This window comes from Magnetospirillum gryphiswaldense MSR-1 v2 (assembly GCF_000513295.1).
Lineage (GTDB): Bacteria > Pseudomonadota > Alphaproteobacteria > Rhodospirillales > Magnetospirillaceae > Magnetospirillum > Magnetospirillum gryphiswaldense.
On the sequence record NC_023065.1, the window covers coordinates 3,140,673 to 3,160,872 of the forward strand.

Below are 20,200 nucleotides of genomic sequence, written 5' to 3' on the forward strand. Positions count from 1 at the left end.
CTGGTGAGCCTGATTGATGAGAACATGGCCGAACAAGCCGCCCTGGATTGTTTCGAGGAGCTTGGCTACCAGCGGGTATTCGGCCCCGATATCGCCCCCCAAGGCCCCCAGCAGGAACGCGATAATTATAAGCAGGTGGTGCTGACCGACCGCCTAATGACGGCGATGGCTCGTATCAATCCGCACCTTCCCGCTCCGGTGCTGGAAGATGCCGCTCGCCAAGTCATCTATGGCAACGTCGCCGGGCTGATGCAGGCCAATCGCCAATTGCATACATGGCTGACCGATGGCGTGCCGGTCGAGGTCAACCGCGATGGCGAAACCTTGGGCGACCGGGTGAAGCTGATTGACTTCGCCAATGCCGAGAACAACGAATGGGCTGCCATCAACCAATTTTCGGTGGAAGGGGCCAAGCACACCCGACGCCCCGATATCGTGGTCTTCATCAACGGCTTGCCCTTGGCCGTGATCGAGTTGAAGAACCCCGCCGATGAAAACGCCGACATCTGGGCTGCCTTCAACCAGTTGCAAGCATACAAGGAAGACATCCCCGACCTGTTCGTGTTCAACGAAGTGTTGGCGATCTCCGATTACACCCTGGCCCGTGCCGGGTCATTGTCGGCCAATGAGGAACGCTTCACCGCGTGGCGAACAATCGATGGTGTGAAGCTCGACCCGCTGGGTGAATTCCAGCAACTGGAAACCATGATCCGGGGGCTGTTCCGCCGGGACTTCTTCCTGGAATACCTGCGGCATTTCGTGCTGTTCGAGGATGATGGGGCCACCAAGAAGATTGCCGGTTATCACCAATTCCATGCCGTGCGGGCGGTGGTGGACAGCGTGATTCTGGCCAGCGGCCCCGGTGGCTCCCGCCGTGGCGGCGTGGTTTGGCATACCCAAGGGTCGGGCAAGAGCATCGAGATGACCTGCTTGGCGGGCCGCTTGATGACAGCCCCCGAGATGAAAAACCCGACCATCGTCGTCGTCACCGACCGCAACGACCTGGATGGGCAATTGTATGAAACCTTCGCCGGGGCGGCGGCCCTGTTGCGTGAAACGCCCGCACAGGCCCAAACTCGCCCGGATTTGCGGGCCAAGCTGGGCAACCGTCCTTCCGGCGGAATCATCTTCACCACCATCCAGAAATTTTCGCCCTTCGAGGATGAGGACACCTTCCCGGTGTTGTCCGACCGCGACAACATCATCGTCATCTGTGATGAAGCCCACCGGTCCCAATATGGCTTCAATGCCCGTTTGGCGGTGACGGACGGGGACAACACGGCGGTTCGGTATGGCTATGCCCATTACCTGCGGGAAGCTTTGCCCAACGCCACCTTCGTGGCCTTCACTGGCACGCCGATCTCTTCGGAAGACAAGGACACGCGGGCGGTTTTCGGTGATTACGTCCACGTCTACGACATCGAGCAGGCGGTCAAGGATGGGGCCACGGTGCCCATCTATTACGAAAGCCGCCTCGCCAAGCTGGATCTGAAGCCGGAAGAAACGCCCACCATTGATGATGAGGTGGACGAGCTTACGGAGGATGACGAGGACGACACCAAGGCCAAATTCCTTCGCCGTTGGGCCGCCCTGGAAAAAATCGTCGGTGCCCCGCCCCGTGTGCAGAAGGTGGCGGAAGACCTTATCGCCCATTTCGAGAAGCGGCAGGCGGTGATGGACGGCAAGGCCATGGTGGTCGCCATGAGTCGTGAAATTTGCGTCCACCTTTATAACGCCATTATCGCCTTGCGGCCCGAATGGCATGACGAAGACCCCGAGAAGGGGGCGGTCAAGGTGGTGATGACCGGTTCTGCTGCGGATAAGTCATTGCTGAAGCCGCACATCTACCCGAAGGAGGTCAAGAAACGCCTGGAAAAGCGATTCAAAGACCCCGCTGACCCGCTGAAGCTGGTCATTGTTCGGGACATGTGGCTGACCGGCTTCGACGCCCCGTGCGTCCACACCATGTATGTGGACAAGCCCATGCGGGGCCACAACCTCATGCAGGCCATCGCACGGGTCAACCGCGTGTTTCGGGACAAGAACGGCGGTTTGGTGGTCGATTACATCGGTATCGCCAGCGAACTGAAGCAAGCCCTGGTGGAATACACCAATTCCAAGGGCAAGGGCCGCCCCACCATCCGGGCGGAAGAGGCGTTGGAGATCCTGCAGGAGAAGATGGCGACCCTGCAGGCCATGATGCACGGTTTTGATTATTCTGCCTTCCGCAGCAAAGCCCTTCACCTGTTAGCCGGTGCCATCAATCACGTCCTCGGCCAGGACGACGGTAAAAAACGTTTTGCCGATCTGGTGTTGTCGGCCAGCAAGGCATTCGCCCTATGCTGCACCCTGGATGATGCCCTGGAATACCGCGACGAACTGGCATTTTTCCAGGCCATCAAAACGGCCCTGACCAAGCACAGCAGCCAGGACAAGAAGCTTTCTGATGAGGCGAAGGAACACGCCTTACGGCAGATCATTTCCGGTGCCTTGATCTCCGATGATGTGATCGACATCTTCGCCGCCGCCGGTCTGAACAAGCCCAACATCGGCATTCTGACCGAAGAATTCCTGGATGATGTCCGTCACATGGAACACCGCAATCTGGCGGTGGAATTGCTGGAAAGGCTGCTCAAGGACGACATCAAAAGCCGCTTCGCCACCAACGTGGTGCAGAACCAAAAGTTTTCCGAACTTCTGCAGGCATCATTGACCCGCTACCGCAACCGGGCCATTGAGACCGCCCAGGTCATCGAGGAATTGATCCAGATGGCGAAGGAGTTCAACGAGGCCGCCCGTAAGGGTGAAAGCCTTGGGTTAAGCATGGAGGAACTGGCCTTCTACGACGCCTTGGAAACCAACGAGGCGTCGGTGCGGGAACTGGGCGACGACATCTTGAAGGAAATTGCCCGCCAATTGACGGATTTCCTGCGGGCCAACCTATCCGTGGACTGGTCGGTGCGTGAAACCGTGCGGGCCAAAATGCGTGGCCGGATCAAAATTATTCTACGGCGATACAAATACCCGCCTGACCTTGAGGCCCGTGCCATTGAACTGGTGCTGAAGCAGGCCGAAGCCATTTCGGAAACCTGGATGGCGTGATACCGCTATGAGCAGCGTTATTGATCATCAGGAAGATCAATAACCTGATGCAGATTGGTAACGAAATAGGCGGCGGGGCGGTCGCCCCTCATTTCGGTATTTACGTCAACCACGAAGCCCTTCTTATAAACATTATCGTCTGCTTCTCTGATTTCATGCTTGATTTGCTGTTCCGCCAAATCAGATGCGTAAACGAGGGGCAAATCTCTATCGGAAATACTCTCAATAACAACCTTTTCGCCCGTGCGTTTCCCAATCATCATATTTTTGACATTTGATTGACTAAAGACCATCAGCACTCGATGGCTGTCTGATCTTTCATTGCGAGCTAGAAGTTTCTGGTGGACCCCAATCTGCTCTACAGCTGTTCGTGCCTGTGGCGTGCTAAATTCCACATGTGCCAAGACCTTCTTTTTTCCATCTTCATAACTTACGGCTGAAAGCGTGCTGGAGGCATTAGGGTCTCTGGCGATGGCTGTCACCGCATCCATAAAGTCTTTCAGATCGGACCGTGAGGCAGACTCGTCTTTTCCGTTTGGATTGAAGTAATTTACCAATCGTCCGCCGTATAGTTTAACAAACTGCTCGATGACAAGGGAGTGTTCCATTGCAAAATACAGCCCACCCAAGAAGGCAACGAAATCAATATCCGCCGATCCCTTCCGGACCTCTTTTACACAAATCTCTGTGTCGTCTTTTAGATCCGGGAAATTATCCCGTATGAATCGCTCGAATTGATTTCGTAAAGACGTGAATGTTGAAACAAAATCGCCAACTTCAATCGGGCGGGAATAGCACAGCCGTAGGTTCAGATATGCGGTTCCATCAGCCACGGGTTGGTTGTCGGCATTCTCTGGCATTGGTCCAACCTCCAGCAGGCAAAAACTTCAATTCACCTTGTCCATTGGCCTCTACGCCAACAACCATTTGATGAGGCACTTCAATTCCAGTGTCAATCTGGAGATGAGCAACATCCATGGTTCATGGGCGGCATCGGTGCTTGCGACCTCGTCCCTTCAAGCGGCTTCGCCGCTGATCACCGCCCCACAACCAAATTGAGTTCATACCAATTGGCCCGCCCACCGATTCCTTCTCAATAAGCTGGTTGTCCCCCGATCCGGCGGTCGGGACTTCATAGGGGTGTCGGCGTAGCCCAACGGGCAAGCCGTAAGCCCCGTGGGGAAGTCCCAGGCCGCTAATTGTTGGTTCGGGTGGGCCGGTGGGCACATCCCGAATCAACGGGCATCGTCATTCCACACATCCATCCATACCCAACTCGACCAGGACCGGCTTCGGCTTCCAGGGAAGCCGGAACACGCCGTTCCCGGTCAGTTGCTGTTCGGGCTCGCCCTTCACCCGCATGGCGGCTTCGGGCTTTTGCCCGACAGCAATACCCTGCAGATCCAGATGTAGAACATAAGTCCTTATATATCTCTTTAAGGAATTTTTATCTACACAAGGCCGCCAAACTACTGAATTGATATTCAACAATGATAAATAAACATACAAGACAATTATATAAGGAAATTAATCATGCATTTTTTATATGACGACAGAGAAAGCGGTGCCGGCAAGACATTTTCCATGTTCCGCTATTTGATTGACAGCCCAGGCATATATTTAATAGCGGTTCCAAGGGTTGATTTAATCATGGAACACGAATTGGCCTTTAGGGCTATGCCGGGTAATGGGGCGATGGTTGTGAAATCCATCTGCAGCAAATCCGGAACGTTTTCGGTCCCCTGCGAAATCAAAAGAACCATGCAGAGTTGGCTTGAGTTGGGAATTAGCCACGGGGGCATCTTCATCAGTCATGAAGCTCTAAATCTTGTCGACTGGAGCCTTCCATCTCTTCAGGCCAACCGATGGGTGCTGTTTATCGATGAATCGCCGTGCCCGTGGTCCTATTACAACCGAAGGCACCCGATCACCAATACTCATGTGCAGGAAATGTTGGCCTGGAGTGAGTTGCCGATAAGCGGCGATAAGGAGGAAGATGAAAGCCTGAAAAAATACGTCCAGGTCTCACTTTCCGCAAAGGGCGAGGCCCTCGCAACCAGCGGAATTGATGATTTGGCTCCTGCCTATGCTTCGCTTCTCAACACGATCCGACATGGGAAAACTGCTGTTGGGAATAGGTCCTTCTTTGAGCCAACGGGTAAAAAGAATTCGTCCACATTGTCGGTATTTTCCGTGACCGACCCGCACCGCTTCGCGGTTTTCAGCTCCGTGACGATCCTTTCCGCCAATTTCCGTCATACCTTCGCCTACCTGCTATGGAACAGCGATGCGGTCACATTTTCGCCTCATCCAGTGTTGCAGGCCAATAGACGGCGTGCAGTGCCCCTTTCGGCCCGCACCCGTATTTTTAGCTTTGGCCCGAAGGATGCCAGCATCAACTGGTTTAAGGAGCAGTGCCAGCCGTTGAAGGCGGCAGGGGAATGGCTTGCCACCCACATCAATCGCCCTGCCTATTATACGTTGAACGGGCATAAGGAAATTGTTGATCCAATCCGATCCCGCCATTGGGAAAAGGTGGCCCCTATCGCCATCGGGTCAAATCGCCTCACCGATATCACCGCCGCCGCGTGGTTGGTGTCGCTGAAGGCCAAGCCGCTGGAGTACGCCACCATCCGTTCTGTGTTCGGCATTACTCGTGACCAGTTCGACCGTGCCCGTGAACACGAAGCCCTTTACCAATTCGCCCTTCGCAGCAATCTGCGTGATTTCAATTCGGCCACGCCGGTTGACCTCTATGTTGTCAGCGACCGCCAAGCCAAATACCTATGCGATGTTCTTGGCGTGGCCGGTTTTGAGCAGGTCGGCGTGAATCTTCCACAATCGGAAAAGCCCGCAACCGATGCGGCACCAATTGGCAGACCACCGAAGCATCAAACTGCCGAGGAACGTCTGGAGGCTCAACGCAAATCAAAGCGTGAATCAGCCCAACGCACGCGTGCTCAACAACGCATAAATCAACAACAGCAAAAGGCAGCGTGATCTTCGGATCACGCCGTTTCTTCAATGATAAATACCTCTATAACGGAGGTGATTTATGATTTACGAAACCAAGAATTTATACGATCAGATATTTCAATTTGTCAGAGCCAATGGCCTATGCCGCAGCAAGGCGGAATTCAGCCGCTGCTTCCTCGGAAGGAGCCGCACCTATTGGAATGCCATATGTCGTGTTGGCCTGCTCCCTTCCCCGGATGCGGGCCAAACCCTAATCCTTGCCCTTTCCAACCGTAAAGACGGCCCTGGCCTTGGCGATGCCACCAGGGAAGCCCTTGCCACCATGATATGGCAGGTTGAGGCAGACATCCTTGAACGCCAAGGAGGTGCCCAATGAGCCGAACTGACCAATATTGCGACAAGCTGAAGGATGCCGGTCTGGTTCAATCCGAAGCCGATTTGGGCCGGTTGATGGGGATGGGGCCGTCCTACGTCTCCTGCCAAAAGGCCAAAGGGAATGAACCTTCCGTGGAAGCTATGGCGACGCTCGCGTTCAACCTGGATGCGGAGCTTCAAGAACTTGAGGATACCATCCGTCATGGCACTGATCTCACCGCCGACCGTTTGGTGGCGGCATCCATCATCTACGAGGTGAAGAACGAAATCTTCGCCCGATTGAAGGCCAAGTGCCGGGGAGGTCGCCATGTCTAACCAGCACCTCCTCATCCTGTGGGATGCCAATTCCGAATTCCCCAACGGGCCGGATCTTTACGAAGACCTGACGCGGGCAACGATCCCCTACCTCATGGAACATTGCGGCGATCCAAGCATCACAGGCGGATGGCTGCACCCAAACGGGGCTGCCGCTCATATGGCCCGAATGCTGGATGACTTCACGGAATTCCTCAAAGCCACCATGGCCCCCGCCGACGTTCAGGTCATCGTCTGCTCCCCAGCGGATGGGCTGGTCCTTGCCATGGACACCAAGGAACCAATTACTTTTTTCCCCTTCCACCCGATGGCAATTGAACACATTGAAAGCCTGCTGATCCGGGGTGCCCACCTTCAGACGCACGACCGCCTGACCAAGGAAATGGAGGATTGCCTCGCCATTCTGCACAAATGCGATGGCGTGAAATCCGTGCCCGGTATCAACGACCTTCGCCAAGCGACGGCGGATTTCTTTGACCGCACACGCTTCCGTTGGGGGCAACATTTCACCGAAGCCGCTTCGCCGGAAGCCCCCGGAAAGGCGGTGGCCTGATGTATCTCTTGCTGTGGTATTCGCCCCTGGCCGACGAAGCTTCCAGGGAAGTTTTGCAGGATTTCGCCAACCGCACCGACAAGGACTTGAAGGCCGGTTGGCTTCTGCCAAAGGGAACCCGCGATTACATCCGGGGAAATTATTCATATGACCCACATAATTTCATCGTCCGACGCTTCGCTGAATGGCTGTTCTTTGACGAAAGCGATGGTGTCCAATTCATCCTGTGCGACCACAAGGATCTGACCCACCTTATCCTGCTGGCCAGGGAACAATTTTCGTTTGTCAGTGATTACGAAATCAGCCCGCTTCAACTCCGTGAATGGATGACGGAGGTCTTCCTTCTCACCGAAGCCCAGAAGGCCAAACGGCAATTAACCTTCGCAATAGGTCAATTGAAACGCGGGTTTGGCGTAGAGGAATGGGCGGCGGTGGATTCCAAACTATTTGATATTTCCCTGAACTTTGAGGAAGAGGTTGCCAAGTTTTATCATCGTGTCCCCACAGAATTGATCCGAAAGGCATGGGAACAGATCAAGCAGGACGAAAACGGCCACATGAATTAAAGCCCTATATTATTGTTTGACTGATTTGCGATCCAGAGTTCTGATTGGGGCTAACGCAACTTTGGAGAGCAATCAATGTCCCTCTCGAATCTTAAGCTGGTCACCGCCCATCGGCCTGTTCCGGCCTTCCGTGCCAATCCCACCGACAAGGCCCGTGCCGCCGTTCTGGCCAATATCGAGGTACAGCGTGCCCTGGTGATGGCCGAACGTGGTGAAGCCGTGGCCTTGACCAAGACCGTTAAGAAGCAGGCGGAAGACGGCAGCACCATTACCACCACGGTCAGTCGCAAGCCCCGCAAGTGGTTCTGGAAGAACCCGCAGGGCCAGTTCGTGGTCGAGATGCTGTTCGCCAACCAGCCGGTTATCATCGCCAACGGCAAGTCGGCCATCGAGGCCGTGACCCTGGATGGCGTGGATACCGTGCTCAACACCCTGGCCGAAGCCGTGGCGAACGGCGAACTGGACAAGGCCCTGGCCGATGCCAAGGCCAAGCGGAAGCCGACCAAGAAGAAGGCCGCCTAAATTGTCCGCCATGCGATTCCGTGGAATCCCGCCCCGTAGTATCCCGACGCTGGTCGCCCAGCCCATGGATAACGGCGGCGTGGTTCTACGGAACCCGCAAGGCCGGTTCATCGGCGTTCTGGGGCATTCCCCCGCCATCTTCGTTTCTGCCCGCGTGTGGGGCTTGAACGCCTATCGGGGCGGTGACGGCGAAGGATGGCTCCTCGCCCTGCGTCCCGGCATCCAGCCCGAAGCCCTACCGATTGATGCGGGCCAATACGGTTGGCGGAAAGTGGGGCCGGTGGTTCCAAGGCACCCGTAATGACCGCCAACATCATCCAATGGCCGAAATCCATGAAGATCCAACCTGCCCATATTGCCGCCGATGGCACCGCCACCTTCTGCAACGACAAGGCGGTCGACGTCGCCTATTCGGGGTCCGCTTACGTCGTAGCCGAAATCATGTGGGAAAAGGGATGGACTGTTTATGGTTCGCCCACCCAGCCCTTGGGTGATTTCCTGGTTGTGGCACCCGGCTATCACCCCAGCGAATTCGCCATCAATCCCGGTGTTGAAGGGTGGGTTGTGGTCACCGCTGCCGACCTGGATGAATTCACCGACGAACCCACCACACCATCCTCGGCATAGGGGATGGGCCATGGCTTCCCGTTGGCTCACGGCATTGGCATTTGCCGCCCTTTGCGGTTTCGGTGCTCCTGCCGCCGCCGATACCATCCGTGCCGATGAAGTCTCGCCAATCCTTGAGACGTGCTCGGCCAACCAATACCGCTTCACGAATTCGGTTCACCGGATTGGCGAAGCCATCCAGCGGCAATCAACGGAATACCACCCGAAGACGGGCACCATCACATACCAATCCACCCGCGTATGGGACCGCGACATTCGGATGCTGATGCACCATTTCTCGGTGGATTTTAACGCGGTCAGCCAAGGCGGTGGTGCCACCGTCGCCCGCTGCAACGCGGTCATAAATTATTATTCCCGCTGCGTGGATGACCTGCACGACAACGTGGTGGCCGATGTATCCGTTCGCCGCCCCACGACGGGGTGCCTGGGCAAGCTATACGACACCTACCACCTGACCGCCGACGACTATTATCATGGCCGATAACACGGGTGATGGACGCAACGGACTGACCCGTTAGGCCAACGGCACCGCCGCCAATTCCACTTCGCTGCCGGACCCGAATTTGGCGTTCTCCATCGCGAAGGCATAGCGTTCCCGGTCGGTGGGCCGTCGTGCCCGCAATTTGGCAATTTCATCGGGTGATGGCGAACGCCATTCGTCCTGCCCATCCACCGGCATCGCCAGAAAACCGGCTGTGATGCTGATGGCCTTGCGGAAATCCATCGCCCGCACAATGCAGAATGGCTTCTGCTCATAATCAACCGCGAACAACACGCCCCTGAACATCGGCACACCTCATCGCTGAATGCGGCTAATGTTCACCATGTGTTCCGTTCGGTCAAGCATGATTGGCACACCTTCCCGGAAAATTGAAGGCACAGTTGCCCGGTCGGTTATGCCCAGCGTGACCGAAACCGTGTCCTTGCCACGATTGGGGCGGGGGAAGGGAATCTAACCCTCGGCGGAAGCTTAAAAAAGCCGCCACTCTTCTGCCACTCCGAACGATAATCTTGCCTAAAAATGGGGTTCTGGCATAATGCCGGTCCCCATGCAGGAACGGCGGTTTTCCGCCATTTTATGCCCAGGGCGGGTGTAGCTCAATGGTAGAGCAGAAGCTTCCCAAGCTTACGACGAGGGTTCGATTCCCTTCACCCGCTCCAATATTTTCAAGCACTTAGAGCATTTTCACATCGAGCGTCCATATCCGTCGTGGGCGAAGAAATTGGCGCATTCCTCGGGCGGAAACAGGTCGATGAGTTTTCCGATCACGTCCCATAAGGTGTTGATGGTGCGGGCTTGCGCCTTTCGCAGCAGGCTCTTGAGCTTGGCGAAGGCGAGCTCGATGGGATTGAGGTCTGGGGAGTAGGGCGGCAGATACCGCAGGGTGGCCCCTCGGGCTTCGATGAGTTGCTTGACCCCTGCCACCTTGTGGGCGGGCAGATTGTCCATTACGACGATGTCGCCGGGCCGCAAGGTCGGAGCCAGGACCTGCTCGACATAGGCCAGGAAGATCGCGCCATTCATCGCCTTGTCGATGACGAAGGGGGCGGAGATTCCGTCATGCCGGAGCGCCCCGACGAAGGTGGTCATTTTCCAATGACCGTGCGGCACCGCAGCCAGCAGCCGCTGACCGCGCGGCGCCCGTCCGTAGCGCCGGGTCATGTTGGTCGATGCCCCGGTTTCATCAAGGAAGACCAAGCGGGTTGGGTCCAGCGCCGGCTGCTCGGCTCGCCAGGCGATGCGTCCTTCGGCTACGTCGGGACGTTCCTGCTCGGCAGCATGCGCACTCTTTTTTTCAGACTGAGGTCGAGCCGCTCAAGCGTGTTCCACAGGCCGCCGACGCTGATCGACACGCCCAATTCGGCCAGAACCCAGGCGCGCAACTCAGCCAGCGTGGCATCGGGCTCGACCTTGATCTGCGCCTGCAACGCCTCAAGGTGAGCCGCCAGCTTCTGTCCTGGCCGCCCAGGCCGTGGCTTCACCGTCGTCTCGCCGGTGGCCCGGCGGCGGCCTTGGGCCTTGTAGATGTACGAAACGCTCACCCGGAACAGCGGCGCCACCTCGTAGGCGCTCATGCCGCTGTCCACAGCCGCCAAAACTCTATCGCGCAAGTCCTGAGAATAGGACTGCCCTGAGCGCCACGTCATCGCATCATCCTCGGGAGCGTTGTTACCGAAGATGTTGAATCACAAAATGACCTCAGGGGGAATCCTCTACCGATTCCGCTCGGCGTGAAACCGCTCTAGCAGTGCAACCCAAAACCCAATTGCAAGATTAGTCACGAATAGTCACGATGCCTCCCCCGAAGGAGGCGTGGATGTCTGATGGCGTGACGAGGCGTAGGCGTGCTGGCGGCCGTGAGGTTTTCGTCGCCCAGGTGCGTGTCCGGCCGGGGGATGGCTCAAAAGACATCTTCGAATCCAAGCATTTCGACGACTATGACGACGCTGTCCGCTGGAAGAAGAAGCGCACGGGCGAAATCAGGGGCCTCGTTGAAGCAGGCAAGCGCCCCTCCAAGGCTCCCAAGGGCTCCTTCGGCGCGGCCCTCCGCTGGGGAATTGATAAGCTTACGGCCCGCATGGACGCTAGCAAGCTTGCTGGCCGCAGCGTCGACGGCCACACTTCCAACGACAAGAACCTTCGCAGCAAACTCCGCTGGTGGCTGTGGGTGGACGAGGATGCAGGCGTCGAACGCAAGGCCGTCACGAACGTGGCCTTGTCGACCATCAACAAGTTCATGCTGGAAGCCCAGACCAAGGCTGCCCTGGCTGCGGGTGATGGCGGCGTGCAAACCCAAATCCACCGCATAAACGCAGTCTCGTGGTTATACGAAGCCTGGCGCTCCGAGCAACAGATCCCCGAGGCTGACTTACCGACGCCGACGGATGGAGCCCGCACTGGCACGATTTGCGCCACGAAGGCATCTCAAGATGGTTTGCCGTGCTGAACTTGATGCTCGTGGAGGCGGCAATGTCGATGGCCTCACCGGTCTTCGGATTGCGACCCTGACGCGCCGGGCGCTCGGCCTTGGCGAAGGTGCCGAAGCCGATCAGGCGGAAGCTGCCGTCGGTCTTCACACCGTCGATGATGGTGGACAGCATGGCCTCGACGGCGGCATCGGCCTGGGCGACGGTGCAGCCGGTGGCCTCACGGACGGACTTTGACAGGACGGACTTGGAAATGGTTAACGAAACCTTTCTTGGACGCGATTTCGAACAGTAGATTCGGGCGCGCCCGAATCCAAGCCCTCACCGCAACCGCTCGAAGACCCGCCGCAAGACGAAGCCGCGCAGCAGGGACACCAGGGCGAAAATCCCGCCGATGGCCAAATCGTCCGAGATGGCGATGCGGATGCCGAACAGCGGGAACACCGCCACCTGCGTCGCCACCGCCAGAATGTAGCCGATGACCACGTTGGCGATGGCCTCGGTCAACGACATGCGGCGGCTTTGGCGCATCAGTCCAATCCATTGAAAATGATTGATTAATCGACTTGATAAGGCCGTGGCATGGAGCGTTACTGGGTCCACCAAAACGGAGGAACACCTCGATGAAAACCCGCGACGAAGCCCTGGCGAACATCGCTGCCACCATCCTGGACCTGGAAACCTTGGAGACCCGGAACAGCGACCGCCTCGACTTCCACGAGCTTTCGGTCTGGGGCATCAAGGCCGCCCTGGAAGCCGCCTACGCCGCTGGGCGCGCAGGCGCCCAATTGACCAATGGCGGCGAAGCCGCCGGGCGGGAGGCGAAATGACCATGCCGCCCCGCCTGACCGTTCGTCCCACCGCCGCCCTGAAAGCCCATCCGCTCTGGTCACAGACCGACTTCGAATACTTCCGGGGCAAGGGCTATTCCAACCAACAGATTCTCGAATTCTGGGAACGCGACCTGCGCCTCGGCTGCCAGCCGCTGCACTGGAAGCCCACCGACGCCAAGTACCAGCACTCCCTGCGCCGGATCACCCGGCGCTGATCGCCTTCCCGGCGGCCCCTGTCCCCAACGGCCTCTTGGGGTCGGACTAAATTCGGACTATATTGTGGTCGGAACACCCCAGGAGTCCGCCATGAAGCTCACCGAGCAGGTCAAGCCCATCAGCTATCTCAAGGCGCACGCGCCCGAGGTGATTCGCGATCTCGCCGAGCACCAGCGGCCGATGGTCATCACCCTGCACGGTGAGGCGAAGGCTGTCCTGCAGGATATAGCCAGTTTCGAGGAGACGCAGGAGACCCTGGCTCTTCTCAAGGTCCTGGCACTGACCGGCAAGTCCGTCGCCGAGGGCAAGATCGAGCCGGCGGCCGACGCCTTCACCCGTATCCGTGCCCGCCTGAAAAGCTGACAGCGATGACGTTCGAGGTGTTGCTGTCCGAGGACGCCGTGCGCGACATTGAGGACATCTATCGCTATATCGCCGAATACGATGCCGTCGAGAACGCCGACCGTGTCCTGGTGGCGCTGGAGAGTATCTGCTCGGGCCTGGGGACCATGCCCGAGCGCGGCAATGTGCCGAAGGAACTCCGCTCCCTCGGCATGTCCGAGTTCCGCGAAGCCCATTACAAGCCGTACCGGGTGATCTATCGGATCAGCGGGCAGCAGGTGGTGGTCTACTGCGTCGTCGATGGGCGCCGGGACATGCAGAGCTTCTTGCAACGCCGTCTCCTCCGCTGAGCGGATTTAACCGGTTGCCGTGGACGCCGGTTGGAGGCGGTCCAACGCATGCTCGAACGTGGCACCCTCGAACGTCCGGAACTGTTTGGTGCTGAACCCATAATGGGCGCCGGGGATGCGCAGGACCACGCAACTGGTCGGAAGGTCGATCACGGCGAAATACGCCACGGCACGACGATCCAGGGCGACAAGTGCGTATACATCGAATTCGCTTTCCCCGTAGGTGCGCTTTCCGCCCTTTCCTGCTCGGCGGATATTGAAGAAATAGGCAGGCGTGCTTCTGTTGCTTGGCTGTGGATTCTTGGGGCAAAACGTCGATTTTACCTGGACGCGCACCAGTTGATTGCCAACATCGACGACCACGTCATAGGGCAGTCCCTGATCCGTCGTATACGCCGTCCAACCGCCCAGCAGAAGATCGGCGCAAGCGAGGTGTTCCGCCGCCTTGCCGAGCTCCAGTTCGCGGCTCACGTTCAGCCTGGGCCTGTGGCCATCGGAATGCCCAGTGGCGCGACGCGGCAGTTGGATTCCCGCCGCATCGAAGAGAGAAGCGTCCTCCATCGTCACGTTACCGCTGTGCGTTCGCTGGCCAATTCGGAAAATGGCCTCCCGTCGCCATCCAGAACGGCAGCCTTGCCCGTCTCCTCCTGCCAGCGCAGGACGATGACATCGACGTATTTGGGATCGAGTTCCAGCAGCCGCGCCTGCCGCCCAGTGCGCTCGCAGGCGATCAGGGTGGTGCCGGAGCCGCCGAACGGGTCGAGGACAATTTCGCCCTCCCGCGATGAATTGGCGACGGCCCGTTCCACCAGTTCCACCGGCTTCATGGTCGGATGGAGGTCGTTCCGGGCCGGCTTGTTGATCGACCAGACATCCCCTTGGTCGCGGGCCTCGCACCAGTAATGGCCGCCGCCTTCCTTCCAGCCGTACAGGATCGGCTCGTACTGACGTTGGTAGTCGGAGCGGCCCAGGGTGAAGGTGTTCTTGGCCCAGATGATGAACGTCGACCAGTGCCCGCCGGCCTCCAGGAACGCGCTCTGTAGGGTGTGCAGCTCCGACGACGACATGCACATGTAGACCGCGCCCTTGGTCACGCTCAGGATGTTGACGCAGACGTCATAGAGGAACTGCCTGAATCCACCGCCCAGGGCATCGTTGAGGATGCGACGGCCTTTGCCTCCCTTGCCCGGTGCGCCATAGTCGACGTTGTACGGGCTGTCGGTGAAGCACATGTCGGCGGCGGTGCCGCCCAGCACCTTCTCCACATCGGCCAGGACGGTGCTGTCGCCGCACAGCAGGCGGTGCCTGCCCAGGATCCACAGATCGCCCGGCCGCGTCACCGGATCGGCGGGCGGTTCGGGAATGTCGTCTTCGTCGGTCTCGCCGGCACCGTCGCCCTCGGCTTCCGCGTCGGCCATCAGCCGGTCCAGGTCTTCATCCGAAAAGCCGATCAGGTCGAGGCTGAAGCCTTCCTCCTGGAGGCGGGACAGTTCGGCGGCGAGAAGTTCGTCGTCCCAGCCGGCGTTCAGCGCCAGTTGGTTGTCGGCGAGGCGGTAGGCGCGGGCCTGGGCATCGGTCAGGTGACCGAGCCGGATCACCGGCACCTCGGTCAGCCCGAGATGACGGGCGGCCAGCAGCCGGCCATGGCCGGCGATCAGCACGCCGCGCTCGTCGACCAGAACCGGTACGTTGAAGCCGAATTCGACGATGCTGCCGGCCAGCTGCGCCACCTGGGATTCTGAATGGGTCCGGGCATTGGCGGCATAGGGCAGCAGCCGGTCGAGCGGCCATTTCTCGATCGCTTCAACCAGCATGGTCAACTCCGCGCTCGGCCATGACCGCCGCGAACGGGCGGCCATCGGCAAGCGTCACCGGGATTTCGGGAAACAGCGCCTGCCAGCGCAGGATCGCCACGTCGACATAGGCCGGGGCCAGTTCCATGGCGCGGACCAACCGACCGGTGCGCTGGCCGGCAATGATGGTGCTGCCCGACCCGGAGAACGGCTCGAACAGGATTTCCCCGGCATCGGTGTAGGTGTTGATGACGAATTCCGGCAGCGCCACCGGGAACACCGCGGGGTGGCTGCCGTCCCCCTCGATGGCGCCCTTGTGGCGGGTCACCCGCAGCACGCTGTCGGGAATGCGGTGGTCTTGGATAGCATTGCCGTGGCCGGTCTTCCTCGACACCGTGCCGTCGGCGGCCCGCAGGCCACCGCCGCCCAGCGTCTCGCCGGCATGGGCGCAGGGAACGATCTTGTTGGGCTTGCGCGAGACCTTGTTGAAGTGGAAGACCAGTTCGAAGGCGGGGGCGAGTCGTCCGCCCCAGTCGCCCGGCAGCCCCGGCCCCTGGTCCCAGACATACAGGCCGAACCGCCGCCAGCCGGACTCGCGCATCGCGTCGAGCCAGCCGCGCCAGTACGGCACCCATTCCCCCTCGCGGTGGATCAGGCCGAGATTGACCAGCACCTGGGCGTCGGGCTTTACCGGCAGGGCGGCGAACACGCCCGCCATCAGCCGGTCCCAATCGCCAATGCCGCCCGAGGCGTAATCCCGCTGCTGGCCGTAGGGCGGCGAGGTGAACACCAGCGCCGCATTCTCGCCCACCATCAGCATGGCGACAGCCGCCGCGTCGGTGGAATCGCCGCACAGCAGGCGGTGATTGCCGAAATGCCAGAGGTCTCTGGGCCGCGACACCGGATCGCGGGGCGGCTCGGGGGTGGCATCATCGTCATCCCCGCCGCCGGCCGCATCCTCGTCCGGATCGTCGTCGAGCGGGGCCATCAGGTCGGCCAGTTCCTCGTCGGAGAAGCCGGTCAGCCCAAGGTCGAAGCCGTCGCCGTTGAGCGCATGCAGTTCCGCCGCCAGCAGTTCCTCGTCCCAGCCGGCATTGAGGGCCAGCTTGTTGTCGGCCAGCACATAGGCGCGGCGTTGGGCCTCGGTCAGGTGGTCGAGCACCAGCACCGGCACAGTGTCGAGGCCAAGCTGCTTCGCCGCCGCCAGCCGTCCGTGGCCGGCGATGACGTTGCCCTGGCCGTCGGCGAGGATGGGATTGGTGAAGCCGAACTCGACGATGCTGGCGGCGATCTGGGCGACCTGGCCGTCCGAATGGGTCCGCGCATTGCGGTCATAGGGGCGCAGCCGGTCGAGCGGCCAATGCTCGACCGTGTCGGGAAGCGGATGGGGCATGATCATCTTCCTGTCGCCTGGATACGGCTGCCGATCCAGGCCATCACCGGCACGGCCATGGAATTGCCCAGCGCCCGATAGCGCGGGCCGTCGGGACAATCCTCGGCGGCCTTCCGCCGCCAGGGAATACGGGTGTAGTGGTCCGGGAACCCCTGGAGCCGCTCGCATTCGCGCGGCGTCAGGCGGCGGACGCCGAGATGGTGGTGGACGGCCAACTGGCCACCGGCATTGTCGCGGCCGATTGCGTTCATCGCCCGCAAGGTCGGCGCGATGGCTCCGGCGGCAACCCGCTTGGTCTTCCTTGATGAAACCGGGGCATCGACCAACATGACCCGGCGCTACGGACGGGCGCCGCGCGGTCAGCGGCTGCTGGCTGCGGTGCCGCACGGTCATTGGAAAATGACCACCTTCGTCGGGGCGCTCCGGCATGACGGAATCTCCGCCCCCTTCGTCATCGACAAGGCGATGAATGGCGCGATCTTCCTGGCCTATGTCGAGCAGGTCCTGGCTCCGACCTTGCGGCCCGGCGACATCGTCGTAATGGACAATCTGCCCGCCCACAAGGTGGCAGGGGTCAAGCAACTCATCGAAGCCCGAGGGGCCACCCTGCGGTATCTGCCGCCCTACTCCCCAGACCTCAATCCCATCGAGCTCGCCTTCGCCAAGCTCAAGAGCCTGCTGCGAAAGGCGCAAGCCCGCACCATCAACACCTTATGGGACGTGATCGGAAAACTCATCGACCTGTTTCCGCCCGAGGAATGCGCCAATTTCTTCGCCCACGACGGATATGGACGCTCGATGTGAAAATGCTCTAATTCCTCATCCATCGCCTTGGTCCGGGCGATCAGGTCGCCCATGTCCATTGCTCTTCACCCAGACCACATGACCGCCGCCGAGCGTCTCGACGAGGTCGCCGAGATTCTGGCCGCAGGCGTTCAGCGTCTCGTGGCGCGGAAGTCCACTCGTTTATCTGCTGAGCGCGGAGACAGTTCCGTCGACTTCACCGCCACCCGGAGCGTGTATGGCGGGGAGAACAAACGGAGGGGAACCCGCCCATGAGCACTGCAATCCTCACCCAGGTGGCCGCGTTGCCCACCCTGGCGACGCCCAGGCTGAAGGCGATGTGGCGCGAGCTGACCGGCACCGAGCCGCCGCCCTACAACCGCACCTTCCTGGTCAAGCGCCTGGCCTATCGCATCCAGGAATTGGCCTTCGGCGGCCTGTCGGTCAAAGCCGAGCGCCGCCTCGACGATCTGGTCGAGGAATTGGACGGCAAGAAGAAGCCGAAGCCCAAGGATATGACAGCCCCCGTCGTCGGCACCAAGTTGATCCGGGAATGGCAGGGGGTGCTGCACGAGGTGACTGCGCTGGCTGATGGCTTCGAGTGGCAGGGGCGCCGCTACCAGAGCCTGTCGGCGGTCGCCCGCGCCATCACCGGCACCCGGTGGAATGGCCCCCTGTTTTTCGGCCTGCGCAAGCACGGCGCCTTGGGTGGTGGCCGATGAGCGCCGCCGCCAAGCCCCTGCGCAAAGTCCGCTGCGCCATCTATACCCGCAAATCCTCGGAAGAGGGGCTGGAGATGGAATTCAACAGTCTCGACGCCCAGCGGGAATCCTGCGCCGCCTACATCGCCAGCCAGAAGGCCGAGGGCTGGGTGCCGGTGCCCGACCATTACGATGACGGCGGTTTCTCCGGCGGCAATCTCGACCGTCCGGCCCTGAAGCGCCTTCTGGCCGACATCGAGTCCGGCCTGATCGACGTGGTGGTGGTCTACAAGATTGACCGCCTGTCGCGCTCGCTGATGGATTTCTCCAAGCTGGTCGAGGTGTTCGACCGCAACGCCGTCACCTTCGTCTCGGTGACGCAGTCGTTCAACACCACCACGTCCATGGGGCGCCTCACGCTCAACATCCTGCTGTCCTTCGCCCAGTTCGAGCGGGAAGTGATCGGCGAGCGCATTCGCGATAAATTCGCCGCCTCGCGCCGCAAGGGCATGTGGATGGGCGGCGTCCCGCCGCTCGGCTACGACGTGGTCGCCCGCAAGCTGGTGGTCAACCAGCCCGAGGCCGATCTGGTGCGCCACATCTTCGACCGTTTCCTCAAGATCGGCTCCGCCACCTTGCTGGTCAAGGAACTGAACGCAGCCGGTCACCGCACCAAGTCCTGGACCACCCAGGGCGGGCAGTTCCGCGAGGGCGCACCCTTCACCAAGAACTTCGTCTACAAGCTGCTGGAGAACCGGGTCTATCTCGGCGAGGCCGTCCACAAGGGCGAAGCCCATGCCGGGGAGCATCCCGCCATCATCGACCGCGCCACCTGGGACAAGGTGGAGGCGGTCAAGACCGACAACGCGCCCCGGAAGCGAGCCAATGCGGTGCGGTCCTCGACCCCGGCACCGCTGAAGGGGCTGATCCACTGCGCCCATTGCGGTCGGGCCATGACGCCGAGTTCGACCCGCAAGAAGGGCCGCCTGTACCGCTACTATACCTGCATGAAGGCGATCCATTCCGGCCATGAGTCCTGCCCGGTACGCAGCATCGCCGCCGGTGAGATCGAGGCCGCCGTCATCGGGCAGGTCCGCGCCCTGCTGCGCGCCCCCGAGATCCGGGCGCGGGCGGAGCGGATGGCGCCGACCATTCCGCCGGCCGACCTGCACGCGGCGCTCGACCGCTTCGAAGCGGTGTGGGACGAACTGTTCCCCGCCGAGCAAGCCCGCATTTTCCAGCTTCTGGTGGAAAAGGTGGCCATCGCCCCCGACGGAGCGGAAATCCGCCTGCGGGCCGAGGGGCTGGCCAGCGTCATCGCCGACATCACCGCCCAGGCCGGCGACAGGAGCGCGGCATGACCGACGTCCGCATCGACACCTTCACCATCCGTGTACCGCTGGCTCTGCGCCGCCACGGAGGGCGCAAGCTGGTGATCGTGCCCGAGGGCGAGGGAATCCCGGAGCGCCCCCGCGCCACTCCCGACGACACCATGCTGAAGGCTCTGGCCCGCGCCCACCGCTGGGGGCGCATGCTGGAGTCCGGGCAGGTGCGGTCGCTCAACGAACTGGCCGAGGCCGAGAAGATCAATCCGTCCTACCTGACCCGTATCTATCGCCTGACCCTGCTGGCCCCGGACATCGTCGAGGCCATTCTCGATGGGCGGCAGCCGCGCACCCTGCAACTGGCCGACATGATGGAGGACATACCGGTGGAGTGGCACCGCCAGCGGGAAAGGTACGGGATGGCGCCCCGGTGACCGGGCGCACGAATCCCGAAGGGACCATGCATATTGACAAAAGAACGAAATAAAAACATTGTGCAG

26 protein-coding genes, 1 tRNA gene and 2 pseudogenes are annotated in these 20,200 nt (G+C 60.2%); 20 read left to right on the plus strand and 9 right to left on the minus strand.

Annotated features, from left to right (window positions below; genetic code table 11):
* Positions 1–3 precede the first annotated feature (3 nt).
* Positions 4–3,102, plus strand: a complete 3,099-nt coding sequence (locus MGMSRV2_RS15035; RefSeq protein ID WP_024081208.1) for a type I restriction endonuclease subunit R — start codon at positions 4–6, stop codon at positions 3,100–3,102.
* A 17-nt stretch (positions 3,103–3,119) separates the two neighbouring features.
* Here the strand turns inward: MGMSRV2_RS15035 and MGMSRV2_RS15040 are convergent, their stop codons facing one another.
* Positions 3,120–3,962 carry a hypothetical protein gene (locus MGMSRV2_RS15040; RefSeq protein ID WP_024081209.1) on the minus strand — a complete coding sequence of 281 codons (843 nt, stop codon included), beginning with the start codon at positions 3,960–3,962 and terminating at the stop codon, positions 3,120–3,122.
* A 673-nt stretch (positions 3,963–4,635) separates the two neighbouring features.
* Between MGMSRV2_RS15040 and MGMSRV2_RS15045 the strand changes: the two genes are divergently transcribed.
* The 9 genes from MGMSRV2_RS15045 to MGMSRV2_RS15085 all read left to right on the plus strand — a co-directional run bounded on the left by MGMSRV2_RS15045 (position 4,636) and on the right by MGMSRV2_RS15085 (position 9,520).
* Positions 4,636–6,102, plus strand: a complete 1,467-nt coding sequence (locus MGMSRV2_RS15045; protein ID WP_024081211.1) for a hypothetical protein — start codon at positions 4,636–4,638, stop codon at positions 6,100–6,102.
* 55 nt (positions 6,103–6,157) lie between these two features.
* Positions 6,158–6,454, plus strand: coding sequence for a DUF6626 family protein (locus tag MGMSRV2_RS15050; protein ID WP_041633666.1), 297 nt, complete (start codon positions 6,158–6,160; stop codon positions 6,452–6,454).
* The gene (locus tag MGMSRV2_RS15055; RefSeq protein ID WP_024081212.1) at positions 6,451–6,768 is read left to right on the plus strand and encodes a DUF6626 family protein; all 318 of its coding nucleotides are present in this window, start codon (positions 6,451–6,453) and stop codon (positions 6,766–6,768) included. The genes MGMSRV2_RS15050 and MGMSRV2_RS15055 overlap by 4 nt, the downstream gene beginning before the upstream one ends.
* The gene (locus MGMSRV2_RS15060) at positions 6,761–7,321 is read left to right on the plus strand and encodes a hypothetical protein (RefSeq protein WP_024081213.1); all 561 of its coding nucleotides are present in this window, start codon (positions 6,761–6,763) and stop codon (positions 7,319–7,321) included. The genes MGMSRV2_RS15055 and MGMSRV2_RS15060 overlap by 8 nt, the downstream gene beginning before the upstream one ends.
* A complete protein-coding gene (locus MGMSRV2_RS15065) occupies positions 7,321–7,887 on the plus strand; it encodes a hypothetical protein (protein ID WP_024081214.1) in 567 nt (188 codons plus the stop codon). Before MGMSRV2_RS15060 ends, MGMSRV2_RS15065 begins: the two co-directional genes overlap by 1 nt.
* 75 nt (positions 7,888–7,962) lie before the next feature.
* On the plus strand, positions 7,963–8,409 hold the full coding sequence (locus tag MGMSRV2_RS15070) for a hypothetical protein (protein WP_024081215.1): 447 nt from the start codon (positions 7,963–7,965) through the stop codon (positions 8,407–8,409).
* A 10-nt stretch (positions 8,410–8,419) separates the two neighbouring features.
* Positions 8,420–8,710, plus strand: coding sequence for a hypothetical protein (locus MGMSRV2_RS15075; RefSeq protein ID WP_024081216.1), 291 nt, complete (start codon positions 8,420–8,422; stop codon positions 8,708–8,710).
* Positions 8,710–9,036 (plus strand): hypothetical protein, encoded by a 327-nt coding sequence (locus MGMSRV2_RS15080; RefSeq protein WP_024081217.1) that lies wholly within the window; start codon positions 8,710–8,712, stop codon positions 9,034–9,036. The genes MGMSRV2_RS15075 and MGMSRV2_RS15080 overlap by 1 nt, the downstream gene beginning before the upstream one ends.
* 10 nt (positions 9,037–9,046) lie before the next feature.
* On the plus strand, positions 9,047–9,520 hold the full coding sequence (locus MGMSRV2_RS15085; RefSeq protein WP_024081218.1) for a hypothetical protein: 474 nt from the start codon (positions 9,047–9,049) through the stop codon (positions 9,518–9,520).
* 30 nt (positions 9,521–9,550) lie between these two features.
* Here the strand turns inward: MGMSRV2_RS15085 and MGMSRV2_RS15090 are convergent, their stop codons facing one another.
* On the minus strand, positions 9,551–9,823 hold the full coding sequence (locus MGMSRV2_RS15090) for a hypothetical protein (protein WP_024081219.1): 273 nt from the start codon (positions 9,821–9,823) through the stop codon (positions 9,551–9,553).
* A gap of 300 nt (positions 9,824–10,123) precedes the next feature.
* On the opposite strand from MGMSRV2_RS15090, the gene MGMSRV2_RS15095 reads away from it, so the two are divergent.
* Positions 10,124–10,197 (plus strand) — tRNA-Gly (locus tag MGMSRV2_RS15095).
* A gap of 25 nt (positions 10,198–10,222) precedes the next feature.
* Here MGMSRV2_RS15095 and MGMSRV2_RS15100 read toward each other — a convergent pair.
* Positions 10,223–11,184 (minus strand): IS630 family transposase gene (locus MGMSRV2_RS15100; protein ID WP_144084247.1). Its coding sequence is split into 2 segments (ribosomal slippage): positions 10,223–10,836 and positions 10,836–11,184, totalling 963 coding nucleotides; the frame shifts between segments, so codons are not numbered across the junction.
* A 170-nt stretch (positions 11,185–11,354) separates the two neighbouring features.
* Between MGMSRV2_RS15100 and MGMSRV2_RS22030 the strand changes: the two genes are divergently transcribed.
* Positions 11,355–11,984, plus strand: a complete 630-nt coding sequence (locus tag MGMSRV2_RS22030) for a hypothetical protein (protein ID WP_024081220.1) — start codon at positions 11,355–11,357, stop codon at positions 11,982–11,984.
* Positions 11,985–12,024: 40 nt separating this feature from the next.
* Here the strand turns inward: MGMSRV2_RS22030 and MGMSRV2_RS22035 are convergent.
* Together MGMSRV2_RS22035 and MGMSRV2_RS15115 are read right to left on the minus strand one after the other, a co-directional pair.
* Positions 12,025–12,261 (minus strand): annotated as a pseudogene (locus MGMSRV2_RS22035) (HU family DNA-binding protein); the annotation flags it as partial.
* A gap of 24 nt (positions 12,262–12,285) precedes the next feature.
* A complete protein-coding gene (locus MGMSRV2_RS15115; RefSeq protein ID WP_024081221.1) occupies positions 12,286–12,495 on the minus strand; it encodes a DUF7220 family protein in 210 nt (69 codons plus the stop codon).
* Positions 12,496–12,587: 92 nt separating this feature from the next.
* Here MGMSRV2_RS15115 and MGMSRV2_RS15120 point away from each other — a divergent pair, with 92 nt between their 5' ends.
* The 4 genes from MGMSRV2_RS15120 to MGMSRV2_RS15135 all read left to right on the plus strand — a co-directional run bounded on the left by MGMSRV2_RS15120 (position 12,588) and on the right by MGMSRV2_RS15135 (position 13,705).
* Entirely contained in the window at positions 12,588–12,794 is a 207-nt protein-coding gene (locus tag MGMSRV2_RS15120) for a DUF6900 domain-containing protein (RefSeq protein ID WP_024081222.1), read from the plus strand.
* Positions 12,791–13,012 carry a hypothetical protein gene (locus tag MGMSRV2_RS15125; RefSeq protein WP_024081223.1) on the plus strand — a complete coding sequence of 74 codons (222 nt, stop codon included), beginning with the start codon at positions 12,791–12,793 and terminating at the stop codon, positions 13,010–13,012. The genes MGMSRV2_RS15120 and MGMSRV2_RS15125 overlap by 4 nt, the downstream gene beginning before the upstream one ends.
* Before the next feature lie 91 nt (positions 13,013–13,103).
* Positions 13,104–13,376, plus strand: a complete 273-nt coding sequence (locus MGMSRV2_RS15130) for a type II toxin-antitoxin system Phd/YefM family antitoxin (protein ID WP_024081224.1) — start codon at positions 13,104–13,106, stop codon at positions 13,374–13,376.
* Positions 13,377–13,381: 5 nt separating this feature from the next.
* Positions 13,382–13,705 carry a type II toxin-antitoxin system RelE/ParE family toxin gene (locus tag MGMSRV2_RS15135; protein ID WP_024081225.1) on the plus strand — a complete coding sequence of 108 codons (324 nt, stop codon included), beginning with the start codon at positions 13,382–13,384 and terminating at the stop codon, positions 13,703–13,705.
* A gap of 6 nt (positions 13,706–13,711) precedes the next feature.
* Here MGMSRV2_RS15135 and MGMSRV2_RS15140 read toward each other — a convergent pair whose 3' ends face one another.
* From MGMSRV2_RS15140 to MGMSRV2_RS22490, 4 genes are all read right to left on the minus strand, one after another.
* The gene (locus MGMSRV2_RS15140; RefSeq protein ID WP_144084317.1) at positions 13,712–14,176 is read right to left on the minus strand and encodes a group I intron-associated PD-(D/E)XK endonuclease; all 465 of its coding nucleotides are present in this window, start codon (positions 14,174–14,176) and stop codon (positions 13,712–13,714) included.
* A gap of 92 nt (positions 14,177–14,268) precedes the next feature.
* Positions 14,269–15,519 (minus strand): site-specific DNA-methyltransferase, encoded by a 1,251-nt coding sequence (locus tag MGMSRV2_RS15145; protein WP_041633668.1) that lies wholly within the window; start codon positions 15,517–15,519, stop codon positions 14,269–14,271.
* Positions 15,509–16,891 (minus strand): site-specific DNA-methyltransferase, encoded by a 1,383-nt coding sequence (locus tag MGMSRV2_RS15150; RefSeq protein WP_041634608.1) that lies wholly within the window; start codon positions 16,889–16,891, stop codon positions 15,509–15,511. The genes MGMSRV2_RS15145 and MGMSRV2_RS15150 overlap by 11 nt, the downstream gene beginning before the upstream one ends.
* A gap of 2 nt (positions 16,892–16,893) precedes the next feature.
* A complete protein-coding gene (locus MGMSRV2_RS22490; RefSeq protein ID WP_084028297.1) occupies positions 16,894–17,220 on the minus strand; it encodes a DNA cytosine methyltransferase in 327 nt (108 codons plus the stop codon).
* On the opposite strand from MGMSRV2_RS22490, the pseudogene MGMSRV2_RS15160 reads away from it, so the two are divergent.
* The 4 genes and pseudogenes from MGMSRV2_RS15160 to MGMSRV2_RS15180 form a co-directional block, all read left to right on the plus strand.
* A pseudogene (locus MGMSRV2_RS15160) lies at positions 17,135–17,695 on the plus strand (IS630 family transposase); the annotation flags it as partial. The gene MGMSRV2_RS22490 and the pseudogene MGMSRV2_RS15160 overlap by 86 nt on opposite strands.
* A gap of 251 nt (positions 17,696–17,946) precedes the next feature.
* Positions 17,947–18,396, plus strand: coding sequence for a DUF2924 domain-containing protein (locus tag MGMSRV2_RS15170; RefSeq protein WP_024081231.1), 450 nt, complete (start codon positions 17,947–17,949; stop codon positions 18,394–18,396).
* Positions 18,393–19,736, plus strand: coding sequence for a recombinase family protein (locus MGMSRV2_RS15175; protein ID WP_024081232.1), 1,344 nt, complete (start codon positions 18,393–18,395; stop codon positions 19,734–19,736). Before MGMSRV2_RS15170 ends, MGMSRV2_RS15175 begins: the two co-directional genes overlap by 4 nt.
* Positions 19,733–20,134, plus strand: coding sequence for a hypothetical protein (locus MGMSRV2_RS15180; RefSeq protein WP_024081233.1), 402 nt, complete (start codon positions 19,733–19,735; stop codon positions 20,132–20,134). Before MGMSRV2_RS15175 ends, MGMSRV2_RS15180 begins: the two co-directional genes overlap by 4 nt.
* Positions 20,135–20,200 lie beyond the last annotated feature (66 nt).

Bases quoted from the DNA above. Each gene is read 5' to 3' on its own strand.
- MGMSRV2_RS15070 (WP_024081215.1), top strand. From the start codon at position 7,963: ATGTCCCTCTCGAATCTTAAGCTGGTCACCGCCCATCGGCCTGTTCCG.
- MGMSRV2_RS15050 (WP_041633666.1), top strand. From the start codon at position 6,158: ATGATTTACGAAACCAAGAATTTATACGATCAGATATTTCAATTTGTC.
- MGMSRV2_RS22490 (WP_084028297.1), bottom strand. From the start codon at position 17,220: ATGTTGGTCGATGCCCCGGTTTCATCAAGGAAGACCAAGCGGGTTGCC.
- MGMSRV2_RS15045 (WP_024081211.1), top strand. From the start codon at position 4,636: ATGCATTTTTTATATGACGACAGAGAAAGCGGTGCCGGCAAGACATTT.
- MGMSRV2_RS15065 (WP_024081214.1), top strand. From the start codon at position 7,321: ATGTATCTCTTGCTGTGGTATTCGCCCCTGGCCGACGAAGCTTCCAGG.
- MGMSRV2_RS15125 (WP_024081223.1), top strand. From the start codon at position 12,791: ATGACCATGCCGCCCCGCCTGACCGTTCGTCCCACCGCCGCCCTGAAA.
- MGMSRV2_RS15145 (WP_041633668.1), bottom strand. From the start codon at position 15,519: ATGCTGGTTGAAGCGATCGAGAAATGGCCGCTCGACCGGCTGCTGCCC.
- MGMSRV2_RS15150 (WP_041634608.1), bottom strand. From the start codon at position 16,891: ATGCCCCATCCGCTTCCCGACACGGTCGAGCATTGGCCGCTCGACCGG.
- MGMSRV2_RS15075 (WP_024081216.1), top strand. From the start codon at position 8,420: ATGCGATTCCGTGGAATCCCGCCCCGTAGTATCCCGACGCTGGTCGCC.
- MGMSRV2_RS15060 (WP_024081213.1), top strand. From the start codon at position 6,761: ATGTCTAACCAGCACCTCCTCATCCTGTGGGATGCCAATTCCGAATTC.
- MGMSRV2_RS15170 (WP_024081231.1), top strand. From the start codon at position 17,947: ATGAGCACTGCAATCCTCACCCAGGTGGCCGCGTTGCCCACCCTGGCG.
- MGMSRV2_RS15090 (WP_024081219.1), bottom strand. From the start codon at position 9,823: ATGTTCAGGGGCGTGTTGTTCGCGGTTGATTATGAGCAGAAGCCATTC.
- MGMSRV2_RS15085 (WP_024081218.1), top strand. From the start codon at position 9,047: ATGGCTTCCCGTTGGCTCACGGCATTGGCATTTGCCGCCCTTTGCGGT.
- MGMSRV2_RS15040 (WP_024081209.1), bottom strand. From the start codon at position 3,962: ATGCCAGAGAATGCCGACAACCAACCCGTGGCTGATGGAACCGCATAT.
- MGMSRV2_RS15130 (WP_024081224.1), top strand. From the start codon at position 13,104: ATGAAGCTCACCGAGCAGGTCAAGCCCATCAGCTATCTCAAGGCGCAC.
- MGMSRV2_RS15180 (WP_024081233.1), top strand. From the start codon at position 19,733: ATGACCGACGTCCGCATCGACACCTTCACCATCCGTGTACCGCTGGCT.
- MGMSRV2_RS15135 (WP_024081225.1), top strand. From the start codon at position 13,382: ATGACGTTCGAGGTGTTGCTGTCCGAGGACGCCGTGCGCGACATTGAG.
- MGMSRV2_RS15055 (WP_024081212.1), top strand. From the start codon at position 6,451: ATGAGCCGAACTGACCAATATTGCGACAAGCTGAAGGATGCCGGTCTG.
- MGMSRV2_RS15175 (WP_024081232.1), top strand. From the start codon at position 18,393: ATGAGCGCCGCCGCCAAGCCCCTGCGCAAAGTCCGCTGCGCCATCTAT.
- MGMSRV2_RS15080 (WP_024081217.1), top strand. From the start codon at position 8,710: ATGACCGCCAACATCATCCAATGGCCGAAATCCATGAAGATCCAACCT.
- MGMSRV2_RS22030 (WP_024081220.1), top strand. From the start codon at position 11,355: ATGTCTGATGGCGTGACGAGGCGTAGGCGTGCTGGCGGCCGTGAGGTT.
- MGMSRV2_RS15120 (WP_024081222.1), top strand. From the start codon at position 12,588: ATGAAAACCCGCGACGAAGCCCTGGCGAACATCGCTGCCACCATCCTG.
- MGMSRV2_RS15115 (WP_024081221.1), bottom strand. From the start codon at position 12,495: ATGCGCCAAAGCCGCCGCATGTCGTTGACCGAGGCCATCGCCAACGTG.